Raw genomic sequence first — 20,007 nt, 5'->3', positions numbered from 1 at the left:
GGAGTTTCCTGCTTCATCGACAGCTGCCCGCGCGCCTATCGGCGTTTGGGTCTGACACCGTCTCCACAGGCTGCAACGGCCAGCCCGGCCGCCAGAATGTTCTTGGCCGCGTTCACGTCACGATCCTCGACATGCCCGCACCTGGGACAGGCGAAGGTCCGGGCCGAAAGCAGCATCTTGTTCTTCAGTGCACCGCAGGCCGAGCACGTCCTCGACGATGGGAAGAACCGGTCGACGACGACCAGGGCTCGTCCGTACCATTCGGCTTTGTACTCCAGCAATCGCCGAAACGTACTCCAGGAAGCATCCGCTATCGCGCGGGCGAGTGTGTGGTTCCCCAGCATCCCCCGCACGTGCAAGTCCTCGACGCAGATCGTTTGGTTTTCGCGAACCAGTCGAGTCGTGAGCTTGTGCAGGACATCGTGACGCCGGTCGGTCACACGCGCGTGTGCACGGGCCAGCCGAACCTGGGCCTTGCGGTAGTTGGCAGAGCCTTTCTGCTTGCGCGACAGGTCTTGCTGTCGCTGCTTGATGCGGGCGCGGTCTCGGCGCTCGTGTCGCGGTTTAGTGACCTGTTCACCGGTCGACATGGTGAAGAGCGTGGTGAGCCCGGCGTCGATACCGACCGCATCGTCCCGCTCGGGCAGGGCGGGGATGTCTTGTTCGATCAGGAGAGACACGAACCAGCGTCCAGCCGCGTCACGTGTCACGGTCACCGTCGAAGGATCAGCACCATGCGGGAGATCCCGCGACCAGCGGATCATCAGTGGCGCATCGTGTTTGGCGAGTTTCAGTTCGCCGCCCCTGAAGGTGAACCCGGACTTGGTGTACTCCGCCGAACCAGCAAGGTGCCGCTTCCGCTTGAAACGCGGGTAGGCAGTGCGCCCTTCGAAGAACCCGGTATAGGCCTTCTGAAGATGCCTAAGTGCCTGCTGCAGCGGGACCGAGGAGACCTCGTTGAGGAACGCAAGATCGGAGCGGCGTTTCCAGACGGTGAGCAGCGCCGAGGTCTGGACGTAGTTGACCCGCTCCTTGCGCCGATACCAGGCTTTCTGGCGTGCATCGAGGGCCTTGTTGTAGACCAGGCGGGCACACCCGAAAGTCCGAGCCAGGTTCGCGGCCTGGGCCGGAGTCGGATAGCAGCGGAACCGGAACGCCCGGTGCCTCGCCACAACGTTCACGACTCAAATTCTAATCATCTAGTAGCTCAGCCAAGAGGAGGGCGCGCCGCATGACCACCATCTCAGGGGGCCGGAAGCGATGGACGTACGCGCCCATGACCGTGCTCGCGGCGTTCTTCCTCTTCCCGATCGTGTTCATGCTCGCCGCGAGCCTCAAGACCGACCACCAGATCTTCGCGGACATGGACTCCTTCAAGGCGTTCCTGCCAGTCGGGGACCTCTCGCTCGACAACTACGCGTCCGTGTTCGACCGGGTCCCGTTCTGGCGGTTCCTCGGGAACACCCTGTTCGTGACGTTCATGGTCACCGCCTTCGGCCTGGTCGTGAACTCCATGTGCGGCTACGCGCTCGCCCGGATGCGCTGGAAGGGCCGGGGCCTGGTCTTCGGCTTGGTCATCGCCACGCTCATCCTGCCGTTCGACACCACGATCGTGCCGATGGTGTACCTCGTGGCGAACCTGCCGTGGATCGGCTTCGACGGGCTCACGCCCGTCCTGGAGTTCGGGTGGCTCAACACCTACCGGGTGCAGATCATCCCGTTCATCGTGAACGCGTTCTCGATCTTCCTGTTCGCCCAGTACTTCAAGAGCCTCCCCAAGGGACTCGAGGAGGCCGCCGCGATCGACGGGGCCGGGTGGCTGCGCACCTACTGGCGCATCATCGTGCCCCTCTCGAAGCCCGTGTTCGCCACGGTCGCGATCCTCACCGTGGTCACCTCCCCGGCGACCTGGAACGCGTACCTGTGGCCGCTCATGACCGTCCAGAGCGAGGAGCTGCGCCCCGTCATGGTCGGCGTCCAGTACTTCTTCCAGCTCGACACCGCCTGGGGCGAGGTGATGGCGTACATCGCGATGATCACCGTCCCGATGGTGATCGTCTTCCTCGTCTTCCAGCGCGCGTTCATCCAGTCCATCGCCTCAGCGGGCATGAAGGACTGAACACTCCCCCACTAGTTAGGAAACCGATGCTCAAGCTCGCCGACCACTGGGTCTGGGACTCCTGGTACGCGATCGACGACGACGGGCGGCACCACGTGTTCTTCCTGCGCGCCTCCCGTGCGCTGCAGGAAGAGGGCCGCCGCCACCACCGGGCCACGATCGGCCACGCCGTCTCCCGCGACCTCAAGGACTGGACGCTCCTGCCCGACGCGCTCGTCTTCGCCGACGCCCCCGCCTGGGACGACCAGGCCACCTGGACCGGCTCTGTCGTGCGCGAGGACTCCGGCCGCTGGCGCATGTTCTACACCGGCGTCTCCCGCGCCGAGGGCGGGAACGTGCAGCGCATCGGCTCGGCCGTCTCCGACGACCTCCTCGTCTGGCACCGCACCCCCGGGCCGCAGGTCGAAGCCGACCCGGCCCTCTACGAGCGGCTCAACGACGACTGGCACGACGAGGCCTGCCGCGACCCGTGGATCGTCCGCGCCGACGACGGCTGGCACATGCTCTTCACCGCGAGGGTCGAAGGGCCCGAGCACACCCGCGAACGCGGCGTCGTCGGACACGCGCGCTCTGCAGACCTCGAGACGTGGGAGGTCCTGCCGCCGCTGAGCCGCCCCGACGCGCTCGGCTTCGGCCAGATCGAGGTCACCCAGCTGCACCGCGTGGACGGCCAGTGGCTGCTGCTCTTCTGCTGCGGCAAGGGCGAAGCGGCCGACGCGCGCCGCGCGCTCGGCGAGACCGGCGACAACTACGTGGTCCCGGTGGACGACCCTTCGAGCGGCTTCGACGGCGTCGCTTTCGACATCGCCAAGGCACGGCCGTTCGAGCATGAGAGCCTGTACGCGGCGAGACTGCACGATGTGGACGGCCAGACCGTCATCATCGGCTTCCGCAACATCGAGGACGGCGAGTTCGTGGGCGAGCTCGTGGACCCGATCCCGGTCCGCTGGGACGGAGAGAGGCTGGTGCGCAGATGATCGGTGTCATCGGGGAGGCCCTGATCGACCTCAAGGTCGACCACGAGGACGCCCGGCATCCGGTCGCGCACCCCGGCGGCAGCCCGATGAACGTGGCGGTCACCTTGGGGCGCTTGGGTTCCGAGGTCGTGTTCCTGGGGCGGCTCTCCGGTGACGCGTTCGGGAAGCTCCTGCGCACGCACCTCGCCGAGTCCGATGTGAACCTGCGTTGGATCGTCGACGCGGCCGAGCCCACGAGCCTCGCGATCGTCTCGGTCGCGCCGAGCGGCTCGGCGGAGTACGCGTTCCACGTCGAAGGCACCGCCGACTGGCAGTGGACCGACGCCGAGCTGCCGCACAACCCGGGCCTCGACGCGGTCCACGCCGGGTCGCTCGCGCTGGCCGTCGACCCTGGAGGGCCGGTCGTCGAGCAGTGGCTCGCCGGGCTCGGCGCCACGATCAGCCTCGACCCGAACGTCCGCCCGGCGCTGCTGGGCGACCGCGAGGCCTACCGGGAGCGCCTGGAGCGCTGGCTCGGCTTCGCCTCGATCGTGAAGGTCTCGGACGAGGACCTGGAGTGGATCTGGCCCGGCGCCGACCCGGAGGCGATCGCTGCCGAGTGGATCGCCAAGGGCCGCAAGCTGGTCGTGGTCACACGCGGCGGCGAAGGCTCGCTCGTGTGGGCGGGCGGCGAGGCGTTCGCGGTGCCCGCCGCGCCCGTCGACATGGTCGACACTGTCGGCGCGGGCGACTCCTTCAGCGGCGCGCTCCTCGACTGGCTCGACCGGAACGGGCGGCTGAAGCCCACCGACCTCGACCGGCTCACCGCCGCCGAGGCGCGGGACGCGGTCGCGTTCGCCTCGAAGGTGGCGGCGGTGACCTGTTCGCGCGCCGGAGCCAATCCGCCTTACCGCTCCGAATTGTAGCCAAGGGCATGCTGAGGGCCGTTCCGCGAATTGCGGAGCGGCCCTTTCGAATTAACCAAAATTAACTCGATATATTGATGGATTTAACTTCGATTAACTCTTTACGATGGCGTTCATCAATTGCACGAACCCCGGATCCTTGGAGCAACGATGCTGCAGACCTCACGAAGGAACCTCTTCCGCGCAGCCGCCACTGGAGGCGCGATCAGCCTGGTCGGACTCCCGGCGGCGGCGCAGGACGCCACCTATCGGCCCGTCTACCACTTCTCGGTCCCCGACCACTGGAAGAACGACCCGCAGCGGCCGATCTACGTCGACGGCAAGACGTACTACTACTACCTCTACAACAAGGACTACCCGAACCTCGGCACCGGCACGTCATGGCGACTGGCCTCGTCGACCGACAATGTCGCATTCACCGACCTCGGCACCGCTATTCCGAAGGAGACGAACCCGAACGGCTCGATCTGGTCGGGCTGCATGGTCGTCGACGAGCAGAACACGGCCGGATTCGGCGCCGGCGCGATCATCGCGATCGCCACCCAGGAGGACCGCTTCGCGACGGCCCCGAACCGCCAGGCGCAGTTCCTCTTCTACTCCACGGACGGCGGCCGCACCTTCGCCCGCCACGAGCCCGCCGTCCTCCCCAACCCCGGGGTCGTGGACTTCCGCGACCCGAAGGTCGTCTGGGACGCCGCCCGCTCGCAGTGGGTCATGGCGCTCGCCGAGAACGACAAGATCGGCTTCTACCGCTCCGCGAACCTCAAGAGCTGGACCTATACCGAAGGGTTCATCCGCGGCGGCATGGGCGTCTTCGAATGCCCCGACCTGTTCTACCTGGAGTCCGCCACCGGCCCCGGCCGCTGGGTGCTCGGCGCCAGCGCCAACACGAAGGGCTCGGGCGGGCCCGCGACCTACGCGTACTGGATCGGGAACTGGAACGGCACCACGTTCGTGCCCGACAACCCGGACCCGAAATGGCTCGACCACGGCTGGGACTGGTACGGCGCGGTCACCTGGGAGCGCCGCACCGGCGCGGTCCTCGATCCGCGCACCCGCTACGCGATCGGCTGGATGAACCACTGGGACTACTTCGGCACGACGCCGTCGTGGGACGCGGACGGGTTCAACGGCACCGACTCGATCGTGCGCGAGATCAAGCTGCACTGGTACAGCGCGACGGAGCCGGTGCTCCTGTCGACGCCTGTCCGCACGCTGTCCGGCCGCGCCTCGCGGACGGTGAGCCTCGGTGACATCACTGTGGACGGCACCGTGCCGCTGGACTACCGCGGCCGCGCCTACGAGGTCCGGACCAGGGTCACCTGGAACCAGCTGAACAACGTCGGGATGCAGCTGCGGTTGTCGGCGGACGGCTCGCGCCATGCCGACGCGGGTGTCTACCTGGCGGGCGGCTACGCGTACCTGAACCGGGGCTACACGGGGAACCCGGACTCGACGGGCCGGTGGCTGGAGAGCCGCACCCCGTTCGACTCCGCCAGGAAGGAGGCGACGCTGCGGATCCTGGTCGACAACCTCTCTGTGGAGGTGTTCGTGGACGACGGCCGCTACGTGCACTCGAGCCTCGTGTACGCCCAGCCGGGCGACGACCGCCTGGCGCTGTACACGGACGGCGGCGCGGCGGTGTTCAACGACGTCACGGTCACCGAGTTCGCCCAGATCTGAGCATTGGGGGCGCGCTCCACTTTCCCACCACAATGGCTCCACGCCGCCGAGCGAGACTGGTTCCGCTCCGCGCGGCAGTACCGCACCGCCGCTCCCCCCGGGCGGCGGTGCGGATCCCACTCGATGGGCCAGGAAGGGAAGACCCCATGCCAAGAACCGGTGCGAAACGCCTGAGTCTCAGGGCGATCTGCATCGCCGTCGTCACGTTCACCACGGTCGCCGTGACGGCGGGCGTCGCTTGGGCGGCCTACACGGACAACATGTACCCCACGCAGTATTTGACGGTGGGCTGCTTCAGCATCAACAGCCCGACCGGGCCGGGCTTCTGCCAGACGGACAACTCGGATCTCACGTACTACATGGACAGCAGCGGCACGAACATGCTCGAAGCCGTCGACCGCGCCGTCGTCAACAACGTCATGAACAACATCTACGAGCCGACCGACCTCAGCGTCACCTACGACTCGACCCCCTCGTTCTCCGGCAGCGCCGAGACCGACATCGTCTTCGAGGAGAGCGCCGTCGGCTTGTCCTCCACGATGGACGGCGGCACCTTCTGCAACAACTCCGCCTCGTCGATCAAGTGCGACCAGCAGTACATCCGCATCCGCGGCGGCGGGCACTACGAGCAGGGCCTCACCTGCCACGAGACCGGTCACGCCGTCGGTCTGACCCACGGCCAGGACGCGTCGCCGAAGAAGAGCAACTCCGACGAGAAGCTCGGGTGCATGGAGAAGCCGACCGACGCCGACGAAGTGCTCCAGGCCAACAACATCGAGAACATCAACGCCACTTACTGAGGAGGGCCCATGAGAAACCGCATCCGCATCGCGGCCGCCGCAGGCATCATCGCGGCCGCCTCCGTCACCGGCATCGTCATCGCGTCGATCGCCGCGCCCGCAGGGGGTTCCGATCCGCAAGGGGTCGCCGAAGCCCAGCCTGAGGTCATGCTGGGCGACGGCAGCGACCACCTTCCGAGCCTCACTGCGGCCGACTGGGTCACCTACGCCGACCACGTCGTCGTGGTCGAAGCCGTGGAGGAGCAGGCGATCGCGCCGACCGCAGAGGAGCTCGAACGCGGCGAAGGCGTCATCGGCCGTATCATCTCGCTCACGGTCGAGGACGTGCTGTGGTCGAGGGAAGGCGCCACGCAGGCGGCACCGGCCACCTGGGAGTACTCGGGCCTCGGCTGGTACTTCGTCGACGGCGACCTCGACAATGCCGTCGAGATGGCGTTCCTCGAGCTGCCCCGGATCGAGGTCGGCCACCAGTACGTGATGGCCATCCGCTGGGAGAAGGCCGTCTGCGACGAAGACGGCGAGTACACCCGGGCCCAGTGGCGCGGCCTCGGCGAGGGCTCGGAGATCCCCTACGACGGCGGCACTCTCGGCAACGGCGAGTCCGAAGGCACCATGCAGAGCGCCGCGGCCTTCGCGGCCGAGGCGGAGGACGAGGTCGACCAGGGCGTCGAAGAGGTCCTGGCAGGCGACACCGCTGACGCGCTCGTCAGCGCGCTGAACAGCGCCGTCCCGGACACCGCGGCGCAAGCCGAGCTGACCACCATGGACGCCGAGACCTCCTGCGTCTAGGAGTCGGCGACGACACGAGAGCGGCGGGAGCCATGCCCGGCTCCCGCCGCTCTCCATGGTCGTGCCGCTGCGAGTCCGTGGGTGAATATCGACCAGTGGACGGTGACTCTGACCCACGCGGAAACCGCCGCCGGTCTTTAGGCTCACGGCATGGCAACCACGCTTCGCCCCCGGCCGCTGCCCTGGAGCTGCGCATGAAGTTCTTCCCGCTCTCGCGCGTGCGCCTGCTGGAGAGCCCGTTCTCGCGTGCGGTGCGCACGGACCTGGATTACGTCCTGTCCTGGGAGCCCGATCGCCTGCTGGCCCCGTTCCTGCGCGAAGCCGGGCTCGAACCCCGCGCTGAGAACTACGGCAGCTGGGAGAGCACCGTCCTCGCCGGGCACATCGGCGGCCACTGCCTCTCCGCGCTCGCGCTCCTCGCGGCCGCGACCGGTGAGGCGGAGCCGCGCAGGCGGCTCGACTACATGGTCGCCGAGCTCGACCGCGCCCAGACCCACTGGGGCACCGGCTATCTCGGCGGCGTCACCAAGGGCGCGGCCTTGTTCGAGGACCTGCGCGGCGGCGGCATCGAGGCGGCGCGCGAACTCGGCCGCCACTGGGCGCCCTGGTACAGCGTGCACAAGACCTTCGCCGGCCTGATCGACGCGCACCGCCTCCTCGGCCACGAACAGGCGCTCGAGGTGGTCACCCGCCTCGCCGACTGGTGGCTGGACATCGCCGAGGGGATCGACGACGAAGCCTTCGAGGCGATGCTCGACACCGAGTTCGGCGGCATGAACGAGGCCTTCGCCGATCTCGCCGCGATCACCGGGCGCCGTGCGTACGCGGACATGGCCGTGCGGTTCTCCCACCGGGCGATCCTGGACCCGCTCCTCAAGGGCCGCGACGAGTTGACCGGTCTGCACGCCAACACGCAGATCCCCAAAGCCGTCGGTTACGCGGCCACGGCGGCCGTCCGCGGCGACGAAGCGCTGCTCGCCGCGGCCGAGTGCTTCTGGCGCGAGGTCGTGGAGCACCGCACGGTCGCCAACGGCGGCAACAGCGTCCGCGAGCACTTCCACGCCCGGGACGACTTCACGTTGATGATCGAGGACCGCACGGGCCCCGAGACCTGCAACACCTACAACATGCTCAAGCTGACGAAGGCGCTCGCCGAGTCCGCGTTCGATCCGTCCCAACTGGACTATGCGGAGCGGGCGGTCTACAACCACCAGTTGGCCTCCCAGCACCCCGAGCACGGCGGCCTGGTCTACTTCACCCCCATGCGGCCGCGCCACTACCGCGTCTACTCCCAGCTCGAAAGCTCCATGTGGTGCTGCGTGGGCACCGGCATCGAGATGCAGGCGAAGTACGGCGAGTTCGTCTTCGGCGAACACGACGGCGCCCTCGCGGTCAACCTGTACACCCCCGCCGTCCTCGACGCGCCCGAGTTCGGCGGCCGCTTCCGCCTGGAGACCGGCTTCCCCGCCGACGAGCATGTGCGCCTGACCGTGGACATCGAAGGGCCGCGCACCTTCCCGCTGCGACTGCGCGTGCCCGCCGGATGCGACGGCCCCGTCGACCTCACGGTCAACGGCAGACCGGTCGAGGCCGGACCAGTTCCGGGCGCGGTCGTGCTCGAACGGGAATGGCGGTCCGGCGACGTGCTCGCCTTCCGCCTCCCGCTGCGCGTGCGGGCCGAGCGCCTGCCCGACGGCTCCCCGTGGCAGGCGTACTTCGCCGGACCCGTCCTCCTCGCGTCCAAAGAGGGCACGGCGCATCTCACGGGACTGCGCGCCGACGACGCCGGGTGGTCGCAGATCGGCCACGGAGCCCTGGTCGGCGTCGCCGACCTCCCGATCATCGCGGATTCGGCCGCCGAGGACGTCCTCAGCCGCGAGGCACCACTGCGCTACCGCCTCCGATTCGCCGATCCCGCAGGCGAAGCCGAGCTGGTGCCGCTCTACGAGGTGCACGACAGCCGCTACACGGTCTACTGGCCCGTCGCCGCACCTGACAAGGTCGCCCGGCGCCGCGACACGCTGGTCGAGGCCGACCGCGGGCCCCTCGCCCTCGACGCCGCGACCGTTGACGCAGTCGCCTTCGGCGAACAGCAGCCCGAAACCGACCACGGCTTCCGCGGCGAAGCGACACTCGTCGCCGTCGACGCCCAGGGCCGCCGCGCCCGCACCACCACCGCCCGCATGTCGGTCGTGCTCAACGATCCCGAAAGGGCCGGGCGCGTGCTGCGCATCGGCTTCCGTCACGCGGGAGGATCCACCGGCATCACCGTGCACCTCGAAGGCATACGCATCGCCGAGGAGACTTGGGAAGACCGACACGGCGACACCGAGCTCGACTTCGGCCTGCTGCAGACGTCCCCCGCCTGCACCCTCGAAATCGCCGCGCCTGACGGCAAGGCGACACCCGGCATCACCACCGTGCGCCTCCTCCGCTGAGACGCACCGGACGAACCGGAGGTTCGACACACGCGCCATCGCCCGAATCGGCCCTCAGGCTTCCGTACAGGGGCGGGCTCGGCGTCGCGCGCGGCCAGGATCCCGTCGCGCTCCTCGTATGCGCTGGTCCGCAGGCACCGGGCTGGGGACGTGCGGCCTTTTCGGCTTCAGTCCCCTCCCGGCGCGCCAGTTGACTGCGGGTCCTCCCCTGCACCGATAGAATCGGGCGCTGGCAGCGCGCCGAGTTTGGCGCGGACCTTCTCGGCGTCGGGGTGGCCGACGTGTTCGAGGACCGCCAGCGCACGCCGCCAAGTCCGCTGGGCCGCAGCGACATCGCCGCTCGCGTGCTGGGCGTCGCCCAGGTTGACGAAGGTCTCTGCCTCGCCTTGGCTGTGGCCGAGGTCCCGGTAGAGGGCGAGGGACCGCCGGTAGAAGACGATGGCCTCGGCCTGCCGCCCGAGGCAGTGGTGGGTGTAGCCGAGGCTGTCGAGCGCGGCCGCCTGGCCGTGGCGGTCCCCGATCGCCTCCAGGAGTTCCACGGCCTGAGCACAGTAGCCCAGCGCCCCGAGGTGATTGCCGGACTGGGAGTGGGCCCACCCGATCGCGTTGAGCGCGTTGGCCTGCCCGACGCGGTGCTCTGACGCCCGGTACAGGTCGAGCGCGCGCTCAGCGCCTTCGAGCGCTTCGGCGGACCGCCCCTGCCGCATCCAGAGGCGGCCGTGCATGAGGTGGGCGTGGGCTTCGCCCGCGCGGTCGTTCATGCCCTGACACAGGAGCAGCGAGCGGTCGAGCAGCGCATGCGCGTCTTCACTGCGGCCGAGCTGGCTGTACGCCTCTGCGAGCAGGCGGCACAGGCGGGCTTCGGCATCGGAGTCGTCGAGCCTTCGGGCGGCCTCCATGGCGGTCTGCCAGATGTCGACCTGGTCCTGCCACGGGCCACGGTCGAGGTGGTCGCGGAGGGTGTAGGCCAATTGCCAGCAATGGCTGTCGAAACCGTGCTCGATCGCGTGATGGACGGCCGCCGCCAGCGCCGCCCCCTCGGACGCGAACCACGCCATCGCGGCCATGCCGTCGGCGAACGCGACGGGCGCGACGCCTGAGGCCATAGTGGAGAGTCGGAGAGGGTCCCGGGTCGGGTCCACCAGACGGCTGGCGGCGTGGGCGGTCTGGAGGTAGAAGTCCAGTAGCCGGCGGGTCGCCGCTTCGATGTCGTCACGGGTGTCGAGGGAGTCGGCCAGGTCGGCCGAGTACGCGCGCAGGAGGTCGTGGAAGGCGAAACGCCCGGGGGTCGGCTCGGTGAGCAGGTTGCCGCTCGTCAGTTCGGCGAGGAGCCGACTCGCAGCGGGAGCCGTGGTCCCGGCGACCGCTGCGGCCGCCTCGGGGGTGATGTCCGGTCCCGGATGCGCACTGAGGAGCCGGAACAGCCGGGCCGCGTCGACTGTGAGTGCCTGGTAGGACCAGGAGAAGACCGTGCGGAGGTCGACCGAGGGATCGGGGTCGGCGAACGCGTCGAGGCGGTCGCGCGCGTCGTGGAGCGTCGCGGCGAGGGACGCGAGCGAGAAGTCCGGCCGGGTCGCGGCGCGGGCGGCCACGATCGCCAGCGCGAGCGGGAGCCCGTCGCAGGCTTCGGCGATCCGATCGGCGGCTTCGGGTTCGGCGCTCGTTCGCCCGTCTCGGATGCGGCGCTCCAGGAACCGCGCGGACTCATCGGCGTCGAGGCCCGCCAGGGCGACCGGCCGGGCGCCGTGGGCGATCAGTCCGGAGATGATGTTGCGACTGGTGACCAGGACCAGGTTCGAAGCCGTGCCGGGCAGTAGCGAACGGACCTGGTCGAAGTCGCGGGCGTTGTCGAGGACCACCAGGATCTGCTTGTCGGCCACCAGACTGCGGTACAGGGCGGCTTGGGCGTCCAGGTCGCTCGGCATTTCGCTCGGCGGTGTGCGCAGTGCTTCGAGGAAGCCCCGGACGGCCTCGCCCGGGGCCACCGGCTGCCCGACCGGGTCGAAACCTCGGAGGTTCAGGTACAGCTGCCCGTCCGGGAACCGGTCGGCGACCTGGTGCGCCCAGTGGACGGCGAGCGCGGTCTTCCCGATCCCGGCGGGACCTGAGATGACGGCGACCCTCGCCGATCCGGTCGAGTCGGCGGGGGTGGTGAGCAGATCGTCCAATGCGGACTGCTGCGTTTCCCTCCCGGTGAAGTGGGCGACGGAGGACGGCAGCTGTCTGGGGACGGTCTGCACTGAGACGACCCCTCCGCCGGTTGCGTTCTGCTCCGGGGCCTTGAGGCGGGGGTCGTATCGCAGGATCTGCTGGTGCAGCTCTTCGATCGGAGGTGAGGGCTTGATGCCCAGTTCGGCGTCGAGCAGGCGGTAGAGGCGCTGGTGAGCGGAGAGCGCTTCGGCCTGCCGCCCGGCGCGGTAGAGGCCGAGCATGAGCAGTCGCCAGAGTCCTTCGCGGAGCGGATGGGTCGTTGTGAGCGCTTCCAGTTCGGCGACGGTGGTCGTGGAAGCGCCTGAGTCGAGGTCTACGGCTAGACATTGTTCGAGGACTTCGAGGCGCAGTTCGTCGAGCAGCCTGGCCTTGTCGCGCACGGCGGGAGCGTCGATGTCGACGAACGAGGCGGCACCGCGCCAGAGGCCGAGGCCTTCACGGAGCATGGCGAGGCCTTCGCCTGAGCTGTTGTCCTGCAGCGCCTGTCGGGCTTTCGCGGCGATGATCTCGAAGCGGTTCGAGTCGACCGCGTCGTCTGCGGCTTCCAGTGAGTAGCCCTTGCTCCGGCCGCGAAGCACTGGACTGTCCGCCTTGCCGCGCAGGCGCTTTCGGAGCTGGTACACGTACGAGCGGAGTGTCGCGTCGGCGGCATTGGGCGGGTGTTCGCCCCAGAGTTGATCGATCAGCCAGTCGTGCCGGACCGGCCGGTTCAGGTTCAGTAGGAGGAGCGCCAGCAGCGTGCGGGGCTTGGCGGCGCCCAGGGGCTCGGGCTGACCGTTCACCAGCAGTTGCACCGGCCCCAGCACCCGAAATTCCTGCGCATTGGCGGACAAGTCGACTCCCTGCGTGTGGATGCGAGCAGAGCAAGCGGTTCACTCTGGAGACAGACGCCTTGGCACGCACCCTGGTTGCACCGCCGAATGCATCAGAGCCGGGCGCGATGCACCCGGCCCCTGATGTTGCGTTCGCGGGCGTCTAAGTCGCGACCTGCCGCGCGCAAGAGACCGGTGAAGTCTGCCGTCTTCAGGTCGAAGAGCGGGGAGGCGTCACCGAGCTTGCTGTCTCTCACCTGGAAGTCAGCCGCGATGGCCCGGGCCTCGACGCATTGGGAGTCTTGCTGACCGCCACTCCGGCTGGACTTGCGCCACCCAGTCTGCCTCATATCTTGAACTCCTTAATTGACCTTGCCTGGCCTTCCGAGGCGTCAAGACCCGTCCGGTAGTACCGCACGGATTCGGCCTCCTCGAAGTATAGGTAGGCGTCCGGAGCCTCAACATAGACGATTTCGGCGTCGCCGTCGCTAGCGAAGGTGAGCAGGGTGAACGGCAGGTACAGCAGCGCAGACCCGCTCGAATACGGCAGGTACTTCACCGAGACGTGATCGAGCGTGTCAGCCTCGACCAGACGGTCGATCTGGGCCGCATCGCAGTCCGCTCGCAGGATCGCCTCGCTAAGCAGGAACTTGAACCTGCGGCCGCCACTGTTCTGCCAGAGCGGGGCTTGATTCCGCTTCCGCTTCTCGACCTGCTGATTGATGTCCGCGTCCGTGAAGTCCGGGTTGCGCGAGAAAATCATCCGCATGGTGCGCTCGGTCTGGAGGTAGCCGGGGACGAAGTTGACTTCGTACTGGTACACCTCACTGGAGTGGAGTTCGAGTTCTCGGTATGCGTCGTAGCCGAAGACGCTCCTTCCGCGCGGCTGGGTCCAGGTTGTGGCTTCCCGGAGTTCCCAGAGTCGCTGGAGCTCGAATTTCTCCTCCGCAGGGACCTTGTACAGGTCGCACAGGGCACCGATGATCGGGTAGGTCAGCCCGGTCGCCTCTCCGCCTTCCAACCGCTGGAGCGACCTTGTGGATCCGACGATCGCAGTGATCCCCGCGTGGCGCATGGGCAGACCTGACTGGAGCCTTCTCATTCGGAGTCTGCGCCCGATCAACTTGCGGCGCATCGATGTCTGGCGTGGTGGATTCGTTGCCATGCACTCAGTAAAGCAACCATCACCGAATCCACAACCCCCATCGCGAAGCAGTTCAGTGTGGCGTTCCGCGCAGGCCAACCAGCCGTGGCCAAGCGCCACACGCCCAGCGCCACGGCCACCTGCCACAGCGCACAGATACCCATCTACCTGCAGTTTCACCCTTGATCCAAGCTGCCCACCTGCCTAACCTTCGAAATGTCGCAAGAAGTGGCCACACGAACCATCCGAAGTGGAGGCATCTGTCATGAGCGATCGATATCGAAGCGGTGCAAGCCGAACCGACTCACTCGAACGGGGGTGGTTCCGGGATGACTACCGCTCCTACAGAGTCCGGGCTTCAAGCGCCGACGCACCGGACTCGTTCCAAGTCCTGACCGGCGAGCAGGAAGACATCGTGCTGATCGTCTCCGGGTTGAACTCCGGCGACCTGAAAGCCACGTGGGGCCCGTTCTGGCGCTCGTTCAAACCGACCTGGAAGATCTGGGTCGAGGAGTCGGCGTTCCGGGTGTTCCACAGCGGCCACGCCACCGTGCCCTCCGCGCCGCCGATGGTGAAGTTCTGCGATGGCTAGGACCGCCATGCCGCCCATGCCCGCCGAGGAACCCGGCGACCGTCCGTTTCGCCGCTCGGACGAGCAGCTCGCCAAGTACGGCTATCTCGGCGGCTTCACTCGCTACACCGCGCGCTTCTCCGTCTACGAACTCGGGCCGAGCCTCAACGGCTTCCCGGACTTCCCGAACCGGTTCCTGGTCGATGTCGACGACGGCGCGGGCCCGCGCGAGTGCTGCCGGTTCACCGACGCCGCCGATGACGAACCGGTCTGGAACGGCGCGTGGAACGGTGACGAGTGGTGCCCGTGGATCCTGGAGCAGTCCCGGGCCCTCATGCCCGACCTCGGGAGCGAGTGAAGACTGCGGCCCCGACCGGTGCCGGTCGGGGCCGCTCAGCGGGAATGAACGCGTTGTCCCGCTGGTCTATGGGGCCGTCAGGCTAGGCCTGAGGGTCGTGGCTCTCGCGGTTCGCGAGGACTTCGGCCATGTGCGTCTGCGCCCAATTCCTGAGCCCGCGAGTCATGTGGTGGAGCGAGAGCCCGAGGTCGGTCAGCTCGTAGGTGACAGTGACGGGGACGGTCGGCGTCACGGTCCGGGTGAGCAGGCCGTCGTGTTCCAGCGACCGCAGTGTCTGGGTCAGCATCTTCTGGCTGACCCCGGCCAGGAGACGGGCGATCTCGGAGTAGCGCATCGCCTTCGGGGCGTTCGCGTTCGCCCCAGGCTGGCCGGGGTGGGCGTCGCCGCCCAGCGCGCACAGGACCAGGACCACCCACTTGTCCGAGATCCGGTCGAGCAGCTGGCGGCTGGGGCATCCCGCCAGGAACGCGTTGTACTCCACCTTGGCCTGAGCCCGCTTCTGGGCCGCCTTCATCGTCGCCACTGCCGACGCCTCTCTCCGATAGGCGGGTTAGGCACTGCAAAGTGCCTACTTCCCGACAGGAAGTTTGGCTCCAATACTGATGCGGGGAGGCGGCAGTCGCCACCTCCGAAGGCGCGCAACGAAAGGCGACACGATGAGCACCACTTCCCTCTCGCTTCCAGGCGGCACCTGGACCCTTGGCGACCTGGAGGTCACCCGGTTCGGCTACGGGGCCATGCAGCTGGCCGGTCCGTGGGTCATGGGTCCGCCGGCCGATCGCAAAGAGGCGCTGGCCGTGCTGCGCGAAGCGGTCGACCTCGGGATCACCCACATCGACACCAGTGACGCCTACGGTCCGCGATTCACCAACGAGCTGATCCATGAGGCGCTGCACCCCTACTCCGACTCGCTGCGCATCGTGACCAAGGTCGGCGCGACCCGCGACGAACAGGGCGGCTGGCCCACGGCCCGGCGGCCCGAGGATCTGCGCCGCCAGGTGCACGACAACCTCAGATCCCTCCGGCTCGAGGCGCTCGACCTCGTCAACCTGCGGCTCGGCAATGCCGAAGGGCCCCAGCCCGGCTCGCTCGCCGAGTCGTTCGAGGCGCTCGTGGAGCTCCGGCAGGAGGGCCTGATCCGCCATCTCGGGGTCAGCAACGCCACCGAGGAGCAGGTCGTCGAGGCGCAGCGCATCGCGCCGATCGTGTGCGTCCAGAACATGTACAACCTCGCCCATCGCCACGACGACGAGCTCGTCGACCGGCTCGCCGCCGAAGGGGTCGCGTACGTGCCGTTCTTCCCGCTCGGCGGCTTCACTCCCCTGCAGTCCTCGGCGCTCGCGGCGGTCGCCGCCCGGCTGGAGGCGGCGCCGATGTCCGTCGCGCTGGCGTGGCTGCTGCGGCGGTCGCCGAACATGCTGCTCATTCCCGGCACGTCGTCGGTCGCGCACCTGCGCGAAAACATCGCCGGTTCGGGGCTCTCCCTCTCCATGGAGGACTTGGCGGAGCTGGACGGCATCGGGCGCTCGAACACTGTCTAGACCTCGATGTGGGAGCCGGTGATGACCGTGCGGTCGCGGGGCAGGCGGAAGTGCTCGGCCGCGTCGGCGGTGATGCGCGAGGTGGCGATGAACAGGTGCTTGCGCCAGGCCGCCATCGTCGGCTCCTTACCTGCCCGCAGCTGGATGGTGGAGAGGAAGTAGGCCGCGTGGTCGAGGTCGAGCGCGCGGCCTTCGCAGCGTTCGGGTGTCAAGAGCGCCAGCGCCTTCGGCACGTCCGGTGTCTCGGTGTATCCGAATCGGACTGTGACGTGCAGGATCGAGTCGAGGTCGTAGCCGAGTTCGTCGACCGTGACGCGGTCGGCCTCGGGGATGCGCGGGACGGGTTGGGTTTCGACCGAGACGATCACGATCCGGTCGTGCCGCACGTGGGCGTGTTCGACGTTGGCGCGCAGCGCGAGGGGCGCGGTGTCCTTGCCCCGGTTGAGGAAGACGGCCGTGCCCGGTACACGGGCGGTCTTGGGCTCGCCCGCGCGGAGCTTGTCGATGAAGGCCCGCAGTGAGCCTTCGGCGCGGGTGCGGGCGGCGGTGACGACCGCGCGGCCGCGCTGCCAGGTGACCATCACGGTGAAGGCCGTGATCGCGATGAGCAGCGGGAGCCACGCACCGTGGATGATCTTGGTGGTGTTGGCGGCGAGGAAGGCCAGGTCGATCGCGAGGAGCAGCCCGCCGCCGGTGAACACGAGCCATTTCGGTGTGCCCCAACGTGTGCGGGCGATGTAGAGGAACAGGATCGTGGTGATCGTGATGGTGCCGATGACCGCCATGCCGAACGCGAAGGCGAGCGCGCCCGAGGTCTGGAACGCGAAGACCAGGACCAGGACCGAGACCATCAGCAGCCAGTTGATCCAGGGCACGTACACCTGCCCGTACTGGTACTCCGAGGTGTGGGCGACGCGCAGGCGCGGCAGGTACCCGAGTTCGAAGGCCTGGGTGGCGACGGAGAACGCGCCGGAGATGACCGATTGCGAGGCGATCACCGTGGCGGCGGTCGCCAAGAGCAGCACGGGGATGCGGGCCCAGTCGGGGGCGAGGAGGAAGAACGAGCCGGTGACGTTCGCCGGGTCGTCGAGGATCATCGCGCCCTGGCCCATGTAGTTGAGCAGGACGGCGGGGAAGACGAGGAAGATCCAGGCGCGGGAGATGGGTCCGCGTCCGAAGTGGCCCATGTCGGCGTAGAGGGCTTCGGCGCCGGTGAAGGCGAGGACGACGGCGGCGAGGGCGAAGAACGCGATGGGGAACTCGCTGACCATGAAGTCGATCGCGTAGGCGGGCGAGAGGGCCTTGAGGACGCCGGGGTCGGTGGCGATGCCGCCGATGCCCAGGAACGCGATCATGAGGAACCAGGCGGTCATGACGGGACCGAAGGCGCGGCCGATGATGTGCGTGCCGCGCTTCTGGAACGCGAAGAGCAGCACGATGATCACGGCGGTCGCGGGGACGATGACAGGTTCGAGGCCGGGGTCGATGATCTTGACGCCTTCGACCGCGGAGAGCACCGAGATCGCCGGAGTGATCATCGAGTCGCCGAGGAAGAGGGCGGCGCCGAAGATGCCCAGTCCGGCCAGGGCCAGGGCGGTCTTGCGGCCGCGGGCGCGGTGGCGGCGCAGGAGGGTGATGAGGGCCATGATGCCGCCTTCGCCGTCGTTGTCGGCGCGCATGGCGAGGCCGACGTAGAAGACGGTGACGACGAGCATCAGCGACCAGAAGACGACCGAGATGATGCCGTAGACGTTGTCCGTGGTGACGGGGACGGGGTGCGGGTCGGCCGGATTGAAGACGGTCTGCAGGGTGTAGATCGGGCTGGTGCCGATGTCGCCGAAGACGACGCCGAGGGCGCCGACGACGAGGGCCAGGCGGGCCGTGTGTCGGATGGTCTGGGTGCGGTCCGGGGAGATCGCCTCTTGAGGCGTTCGAGCGGTCACTTGGTTGCTCCTTTCCGGTGCCGGACACTAGCGCCCCGGTCGGGCTCCGTCCGCCGCTTCGGGCCGCTCGGGCCGAATCCGTACGCGATCGTGACGGGCGCGGCCCGGAACTTGACGCCGCGTTGATGCGCGCCTCCCCGGCCCGGCCCGGGGTCGGGCGGCGGCGCCCGTTGACGGGTTCGCTACGCGGATTTGACGTCGCGCAGACGGACATCCGCAGCTCACGGGCCTAGGTTGGAGCCGTTTCATTACCTACGTCTTCAACAGGAGACACGATGACCCACCTGCCCGACGCCGTGACGCGCACCAGCGCCTGCGGCACCGTGACCGTGCACATCGGCCGCGACGGCGCCGCCCGTGTGCGGCTCGCGCCGACCGCCGATCATCTCGGGATGCGCGCACTCGCGGAGCTGGTGACCCGCACGTCCCGTGAGGCCGCCGACGCGGTCCACCGCCGCGCCTCGGACGAGGGCGCGTTCCCGGCTTCCGCTGTGCGCGAACGGTTCCCGCACCTGCCCGGCGGCGTCGACGCCTTCCCGGGCGGCGAGGACTGCACCGGTTCCGCGGTGAGCGCCGACGGCGGTGTCGCGGTGGACGCCACAGTGGAGTATCCGATCGCGCGGGTGCTGCTGACGCCGCGCGCCATGGACTTCGGGCCGGTCGTGCTCGGCGACGAGCTGACCCTCACTGCAGCGAGGGCGGCGGCCGACCTCGACGAGCAGCGCCGCGAGGGGATCCGTCGCCTCGCGATGTCGCTCGGTTCGGTCGGCCGGAGGTTCGCCCTCGAGTGGGAGGACCGCGACCGGGACGACCAGGAGGTCGTGCACCTGCGCGACCAGCTTGACGGACTGACCCGGCGCCGCGGCGCCGGCCGATGACGAGGTTAAGGAGCCACCGTGGAAGACGACATCGAGACCGAGCATAGGAGCGGCCTGGGCAGGCTCGTCGCCGTAGGGGTGACGGGCCTGGCCATGACCGCTGTATTCGGCGTCGGCCTGTGCGCCAACGGCAGTGCCCTCGCCGACGGCTACCGGGCGTCCGGCGGTTCCCTCGGGACGCCGGGCGAAGCGGTGGTCACGTCGGTCGAGGAGGAGCGGGACGGCCAGGTGTGCAAGGGCCGCTTCGCCCCTGAGGACGGCGGCGCCCTCGTCGAGGCCCGCATCGAGGTGCGGGGCGACTGCGTCGAAGGCCAGCAGGTCGAGGCGAACCTGGCCCCGGCGCACACCTCGCTGTTCGTGGGCGACGAGCATCCGCGGGCCTGGGCGCCGGGCGCGCAGGACTGGGGCCTGTTCGTGCCGTTCGTGGTCCTGTTCGCGGTCGTGTGCGCCATGGCGGCGGCCCTGGCGAGCGTGTCGCTCGCCAGGGCCGCCGTCATCGTCTGGGGCCGCTCACGGTTCGGTCGATGACATGCTGCGGGCCGCCGCTGCGGCCCGGTGGTAGGTGGCGAGGGTCGTGGCGGCCAGGGCATTGGGGGCCATGTCGTCGGCGGCGGGACGGAAGTCGATGCCGACGAGCAGGCCCGAGGTGGTCATGGTGACCGCGACCTCGCCTCCTGCCGATTCGACGCGGAAGCTGGTGGCCTCGATGAGGTGGCGGACGCGTTCGGCGCGTTCGTTGAGCGCCCGCATCTGATCGCGGAACTCGCGCATGGACGCGGCGAAGTCGAAGGTCTCGGGTAGCTCGGATCCGTTGTGGTGGTGCACGGGTCGCTCCTTT

General features: G+C 68.6%; 19 protein-coding genes. 12 read left to right on the top strand and 7 right to left on the bottom strand.

What is annotated here, in order from left to right; all coding sequences use genetic code 11:
• Positions 1-35 precede the first annotated feature (35 nt).
• Positions 36-1,181: an RNA-guided endonuclease InsQ/TnpB family protein gene (locus ACGGCP_RS14130; protein WP_392965804.1), complete on the bottom strand. Its 1,146-nt coding sequence runs from the start codon at positions 1,179-1,181 to the stop codon at positions 36-38.
• Positions 1,182-1,231: 50 nt separating this feature from the next.
• Here ACGGCP_RS14130 and ACGGCP_RS14125 point away from each other — a divergent pair, with 50 nt between their 5' ends.
• The 7 genes from ACGGCP_RS14125 to ACGGCP_RS14095 all read left to right on the top strand — a co-directional run bounded on the left by ACGGCP_RS14125 (position 1,232) and on the right by ACGGCP_RS14095 (position 9,711).
• Positions 1,232-2,119, top strand: coding sequence for a carbohydrate ABC transporter permease (locus tag ACGGCP_RS14125; protein ID WP_392965801.1), 888 nt, complete (start codon positions 1,232-1,234; stop codon positions 2,117-2,119).
• Between the two features lie 26 nt (positions 2,120-2,145).
• A complete protein-coding gene (locus tag ACGGCP_RS14120; RefSeq protein ID WP_392965798.1) occupies positions 2,146-3,096 on the top strand; it encodes a glycosyl hydrolase family 32 in 951 nt (316 codons plus the stop codon).
• Positions 3,093-4,001, top strand: coding sequence for a carbohydrate kinase (locus ACGGCP_RS14115; protein ID WP_392965795.1), 909 nt, complete (start codon positions 3,093-3,095; stop codon positions 3,999-4,001). Before ACGGCP_RS14120 ends, ACGGCP_RS14115 begins: the two co-directional genes overlap by 4 nt.
• A gap of 150 nt (positions 4,002-4,151) precedes the next feature.
• Entirely contained in the window at positions 4,152-5,684 is a 1,533-nt protein-coding gene (locus ACGGCP_RS14110; protein ID WP_392965792.1) for a glycoside hydrolase family 32 protein, read from the top strand.
• Between the two features lie 146 nt (positions 5,685-5,830).
• Positions 5,831-6,484 (top strand): hypothetical protein, encoded by a 654-nt coding sequence (locus ACGGCP_RS14105; RefSeq protein WP_392965789.1) that lies wholly within the window; start codon positions 5,831-5,833, stop codon positions 6,482-6,484.
• A 9-nt stretch (positions 6,485-6,493) separates the two neighbouring features.
• A complete protein-coding gene (locus ACGGCP_RS14100) occupies positions 6,494-7,273 on the top strand; it encodes a hypothetical protein (RefSeq protein WP_392965786.1) in 780 nt (259 codons plus the stop codon).
• A gap of 194 nt (positions 7,274-7,467) precedes the next feature.
• Positions 7,468-9,711: a beta-L-arabinofuranosidase domain-containing protein gene (locus ACGGCP_RS14095; RefSeq protein WP_392965783.1), complete on the top strand. Its 2,244-nt coding sequence runs from the start codon at positions 7,468-7,470 to the stop codon at positions 9,709-9,711.
• Between the two features lie 167 nt (positions 9,712-9,878).
• On the opposite strand, the gene ACGGCP_RS14090 is transcribed toward ACGGCP_RS14095, so the two are convergent.
• The 3 genes from ACGGCP_RS14090 to ACGGCP_RS14080 form a co-directional block, all read right to left on the bottom strand.
• A complete protein-coding gene (locus tag ACGGCP_RS14090; protein ID WP_392965780.1) occupies positions 9,879-12,755 on the bottom strand; it encodes a BTAD domain-containing putative transcriptional regulator in 2,877 nt (958 codons plus the stop codon).
• A gap of 92 nt (positions 12,756-12,847) precedes the next feature.
• Positions 12,848-13,084, bottom strand: a complete 237-nt coding sequence (locus ACGGCP_RS14085; RefSeq protein ID WP_392965777.1) for a DUF397 domain-containing protein — start codon at positions 13,082-13,084, stop codon at positions 12,848-12,850.
• Positions 13,081-13,836, bottom strand: a complete 756-nt coding sequence (locus ACGGCP_RS14080; protein WP_392965775.1) for a DUF5753 domain-containing protein — start codon at positions 13,834-13,836, stop codon at positions 13,081-13,083. The genes ACGGCP_RS14085 and ACGGCP_RS14080 overlap by 4 nt, the downstream gene beginning before the upstream one ends.
• 457 nt (positions 13,837-14,293) lie before the next feature.
• Between ACGGCP_RS14080 and ACGGCP_RS14075 the strand changes: the two genes are divergently transcribed.
• Complete coding sequence (locus tag ACGGCP_RS14075; RefSeq protein WP_392965773.1) at positions 14,294-14,470, top strand: hypothetical protein; 177 nt, start codon at positions 14,294-14,296, stop codon at positions 14,468-14,470.
• On the top strand, positions 14,463-14,807 hold the full coding sequence (locus tag ACGGCP_RS14070; RefSeq protein ID WP_392965771.1) for a hypothetical protein: 345 nt from the start codon (positions 14,463-14,465) through the stop codon (positions 14,805-14,807). Before ACGGCP_RS14075 ends, ACGGCP_RS14070 begins: the two co-directional genes overlap by 8 nt.
• 82 nt (positions 14,808-14,889) lie before the next feature.
• Here the strand turns inward: ACGGCP_RS14070 and ACGGCP_RS14065 are convergent, their stop codons facing one another.
• Positions 14,890-15,321, bottom strand: a complete 432-nt coding sequence (locus tag ACGGCP_RS14065) for a winged helix-turn-helix transcriptional regulator (RefSeq protein ID WP_392966314.1) — start codon at positions 15,319-15,321, stop codon at positions 14,890-14,892.
• A 142-nt stretch (positions 15,322-15,463) separates the two neighbouring features.
• Here ACGGCP_RS14065 and ACGGCP_RS14060 point away from each other — a divergent pair, with 142 nt between their 5' ends.
• On the top strand, positions 15,464-16,348 hold the full coding sequence (locus tag ACGGCP_RS14060) for an aldo/keto reductase family oxidoreductase (protein WP_392965768.1): 885 nt from the start codon (positions 15,464-15,466) through the stop codon (positions 16,346-16,348).
• Here the strand turns inward: ACGGCP_RS14060 and ACGGCP_RS14055 are convergent.
• Positions 16,345-18,291 carry a potassium transporter Kup gene (locus ACGGCP_RS14055; protein WP_392965766.1) on the bottom strand — a complete coding sequence of 649 codons (1,947 nt, stop codon included), beginning with the start codon at positions 18,289-18,291 and terminating at the stop codon, positions 16,345-16,347. The two genes, ACGGCP_RS14060 and ACGGCP_RS14055, sit on opposite strands and share 4 nt — an antisense overlap.
• 275 nt (positions 18,292-18,566) lie before the next feature.
• Between ACGGCP_RS14055 and ACGGCP_RS14050 the strand changes: the two genes are divergently transcribed.
• The gene (locus ACGGCP_RS14050) at positions 18,567-19,169 is read left to right on the top strand and encodes a hypothetical protein (protein WP_392965763.1); all 603 of its coding nucleotides are present in this window, start codon (positions 18,567-18,569) and stop codon (positions 19,167-19,169) included.
• A gap of 18 nt (positions 19,170-19,187) precedes the next feature.
• Positions 19,188-19,697: a hypothetical protein gene (locus ACGGCP_RS14045; protein ID WP_392965761.1), complete on the top strand. Its 510-nt coding sequence runs from the start codon at positions 19,188-19,190 to the stop codon at positions 19,695-19,697.
• On the opposite strand, the gene ACGGCP_RS14040 is transcribed toward ACGGCP_RS14045, so the two are convergent.
• Positions 19,680-19,994, bottom strand: a complete 315-nt coding sequence (locus tag ACGGCP_RS14040; RefSeq protein ID WP_392965758.1) for a YbaB/EbfC family nucleoid-associated protein — start codon at positions 19,992-19,994, stop codon at positions 19,680-19,682. The two genes, ACGGCP_RS14045 and ACGGCP_RS14040, sit on opposite strands and share 18 nt — an antisense overlap.
• Positions 19,995-20,007 lie beyond the last annotated feature (13 nt).

Origin of the sequence: Glycomyces sp. NPDC048151, from assembly GCF_043202775.1 — a bacterium.
Lineage (GTDB): Bacteria > Actinomycetota > Actinomycetes > Mycobacteriales > Micromonosporaceae > Glycomyces.
Note: the sequence above shows the minus strand (reverse complement) of the source record. Positions and strands in the feature narration are given on the sequence as shown.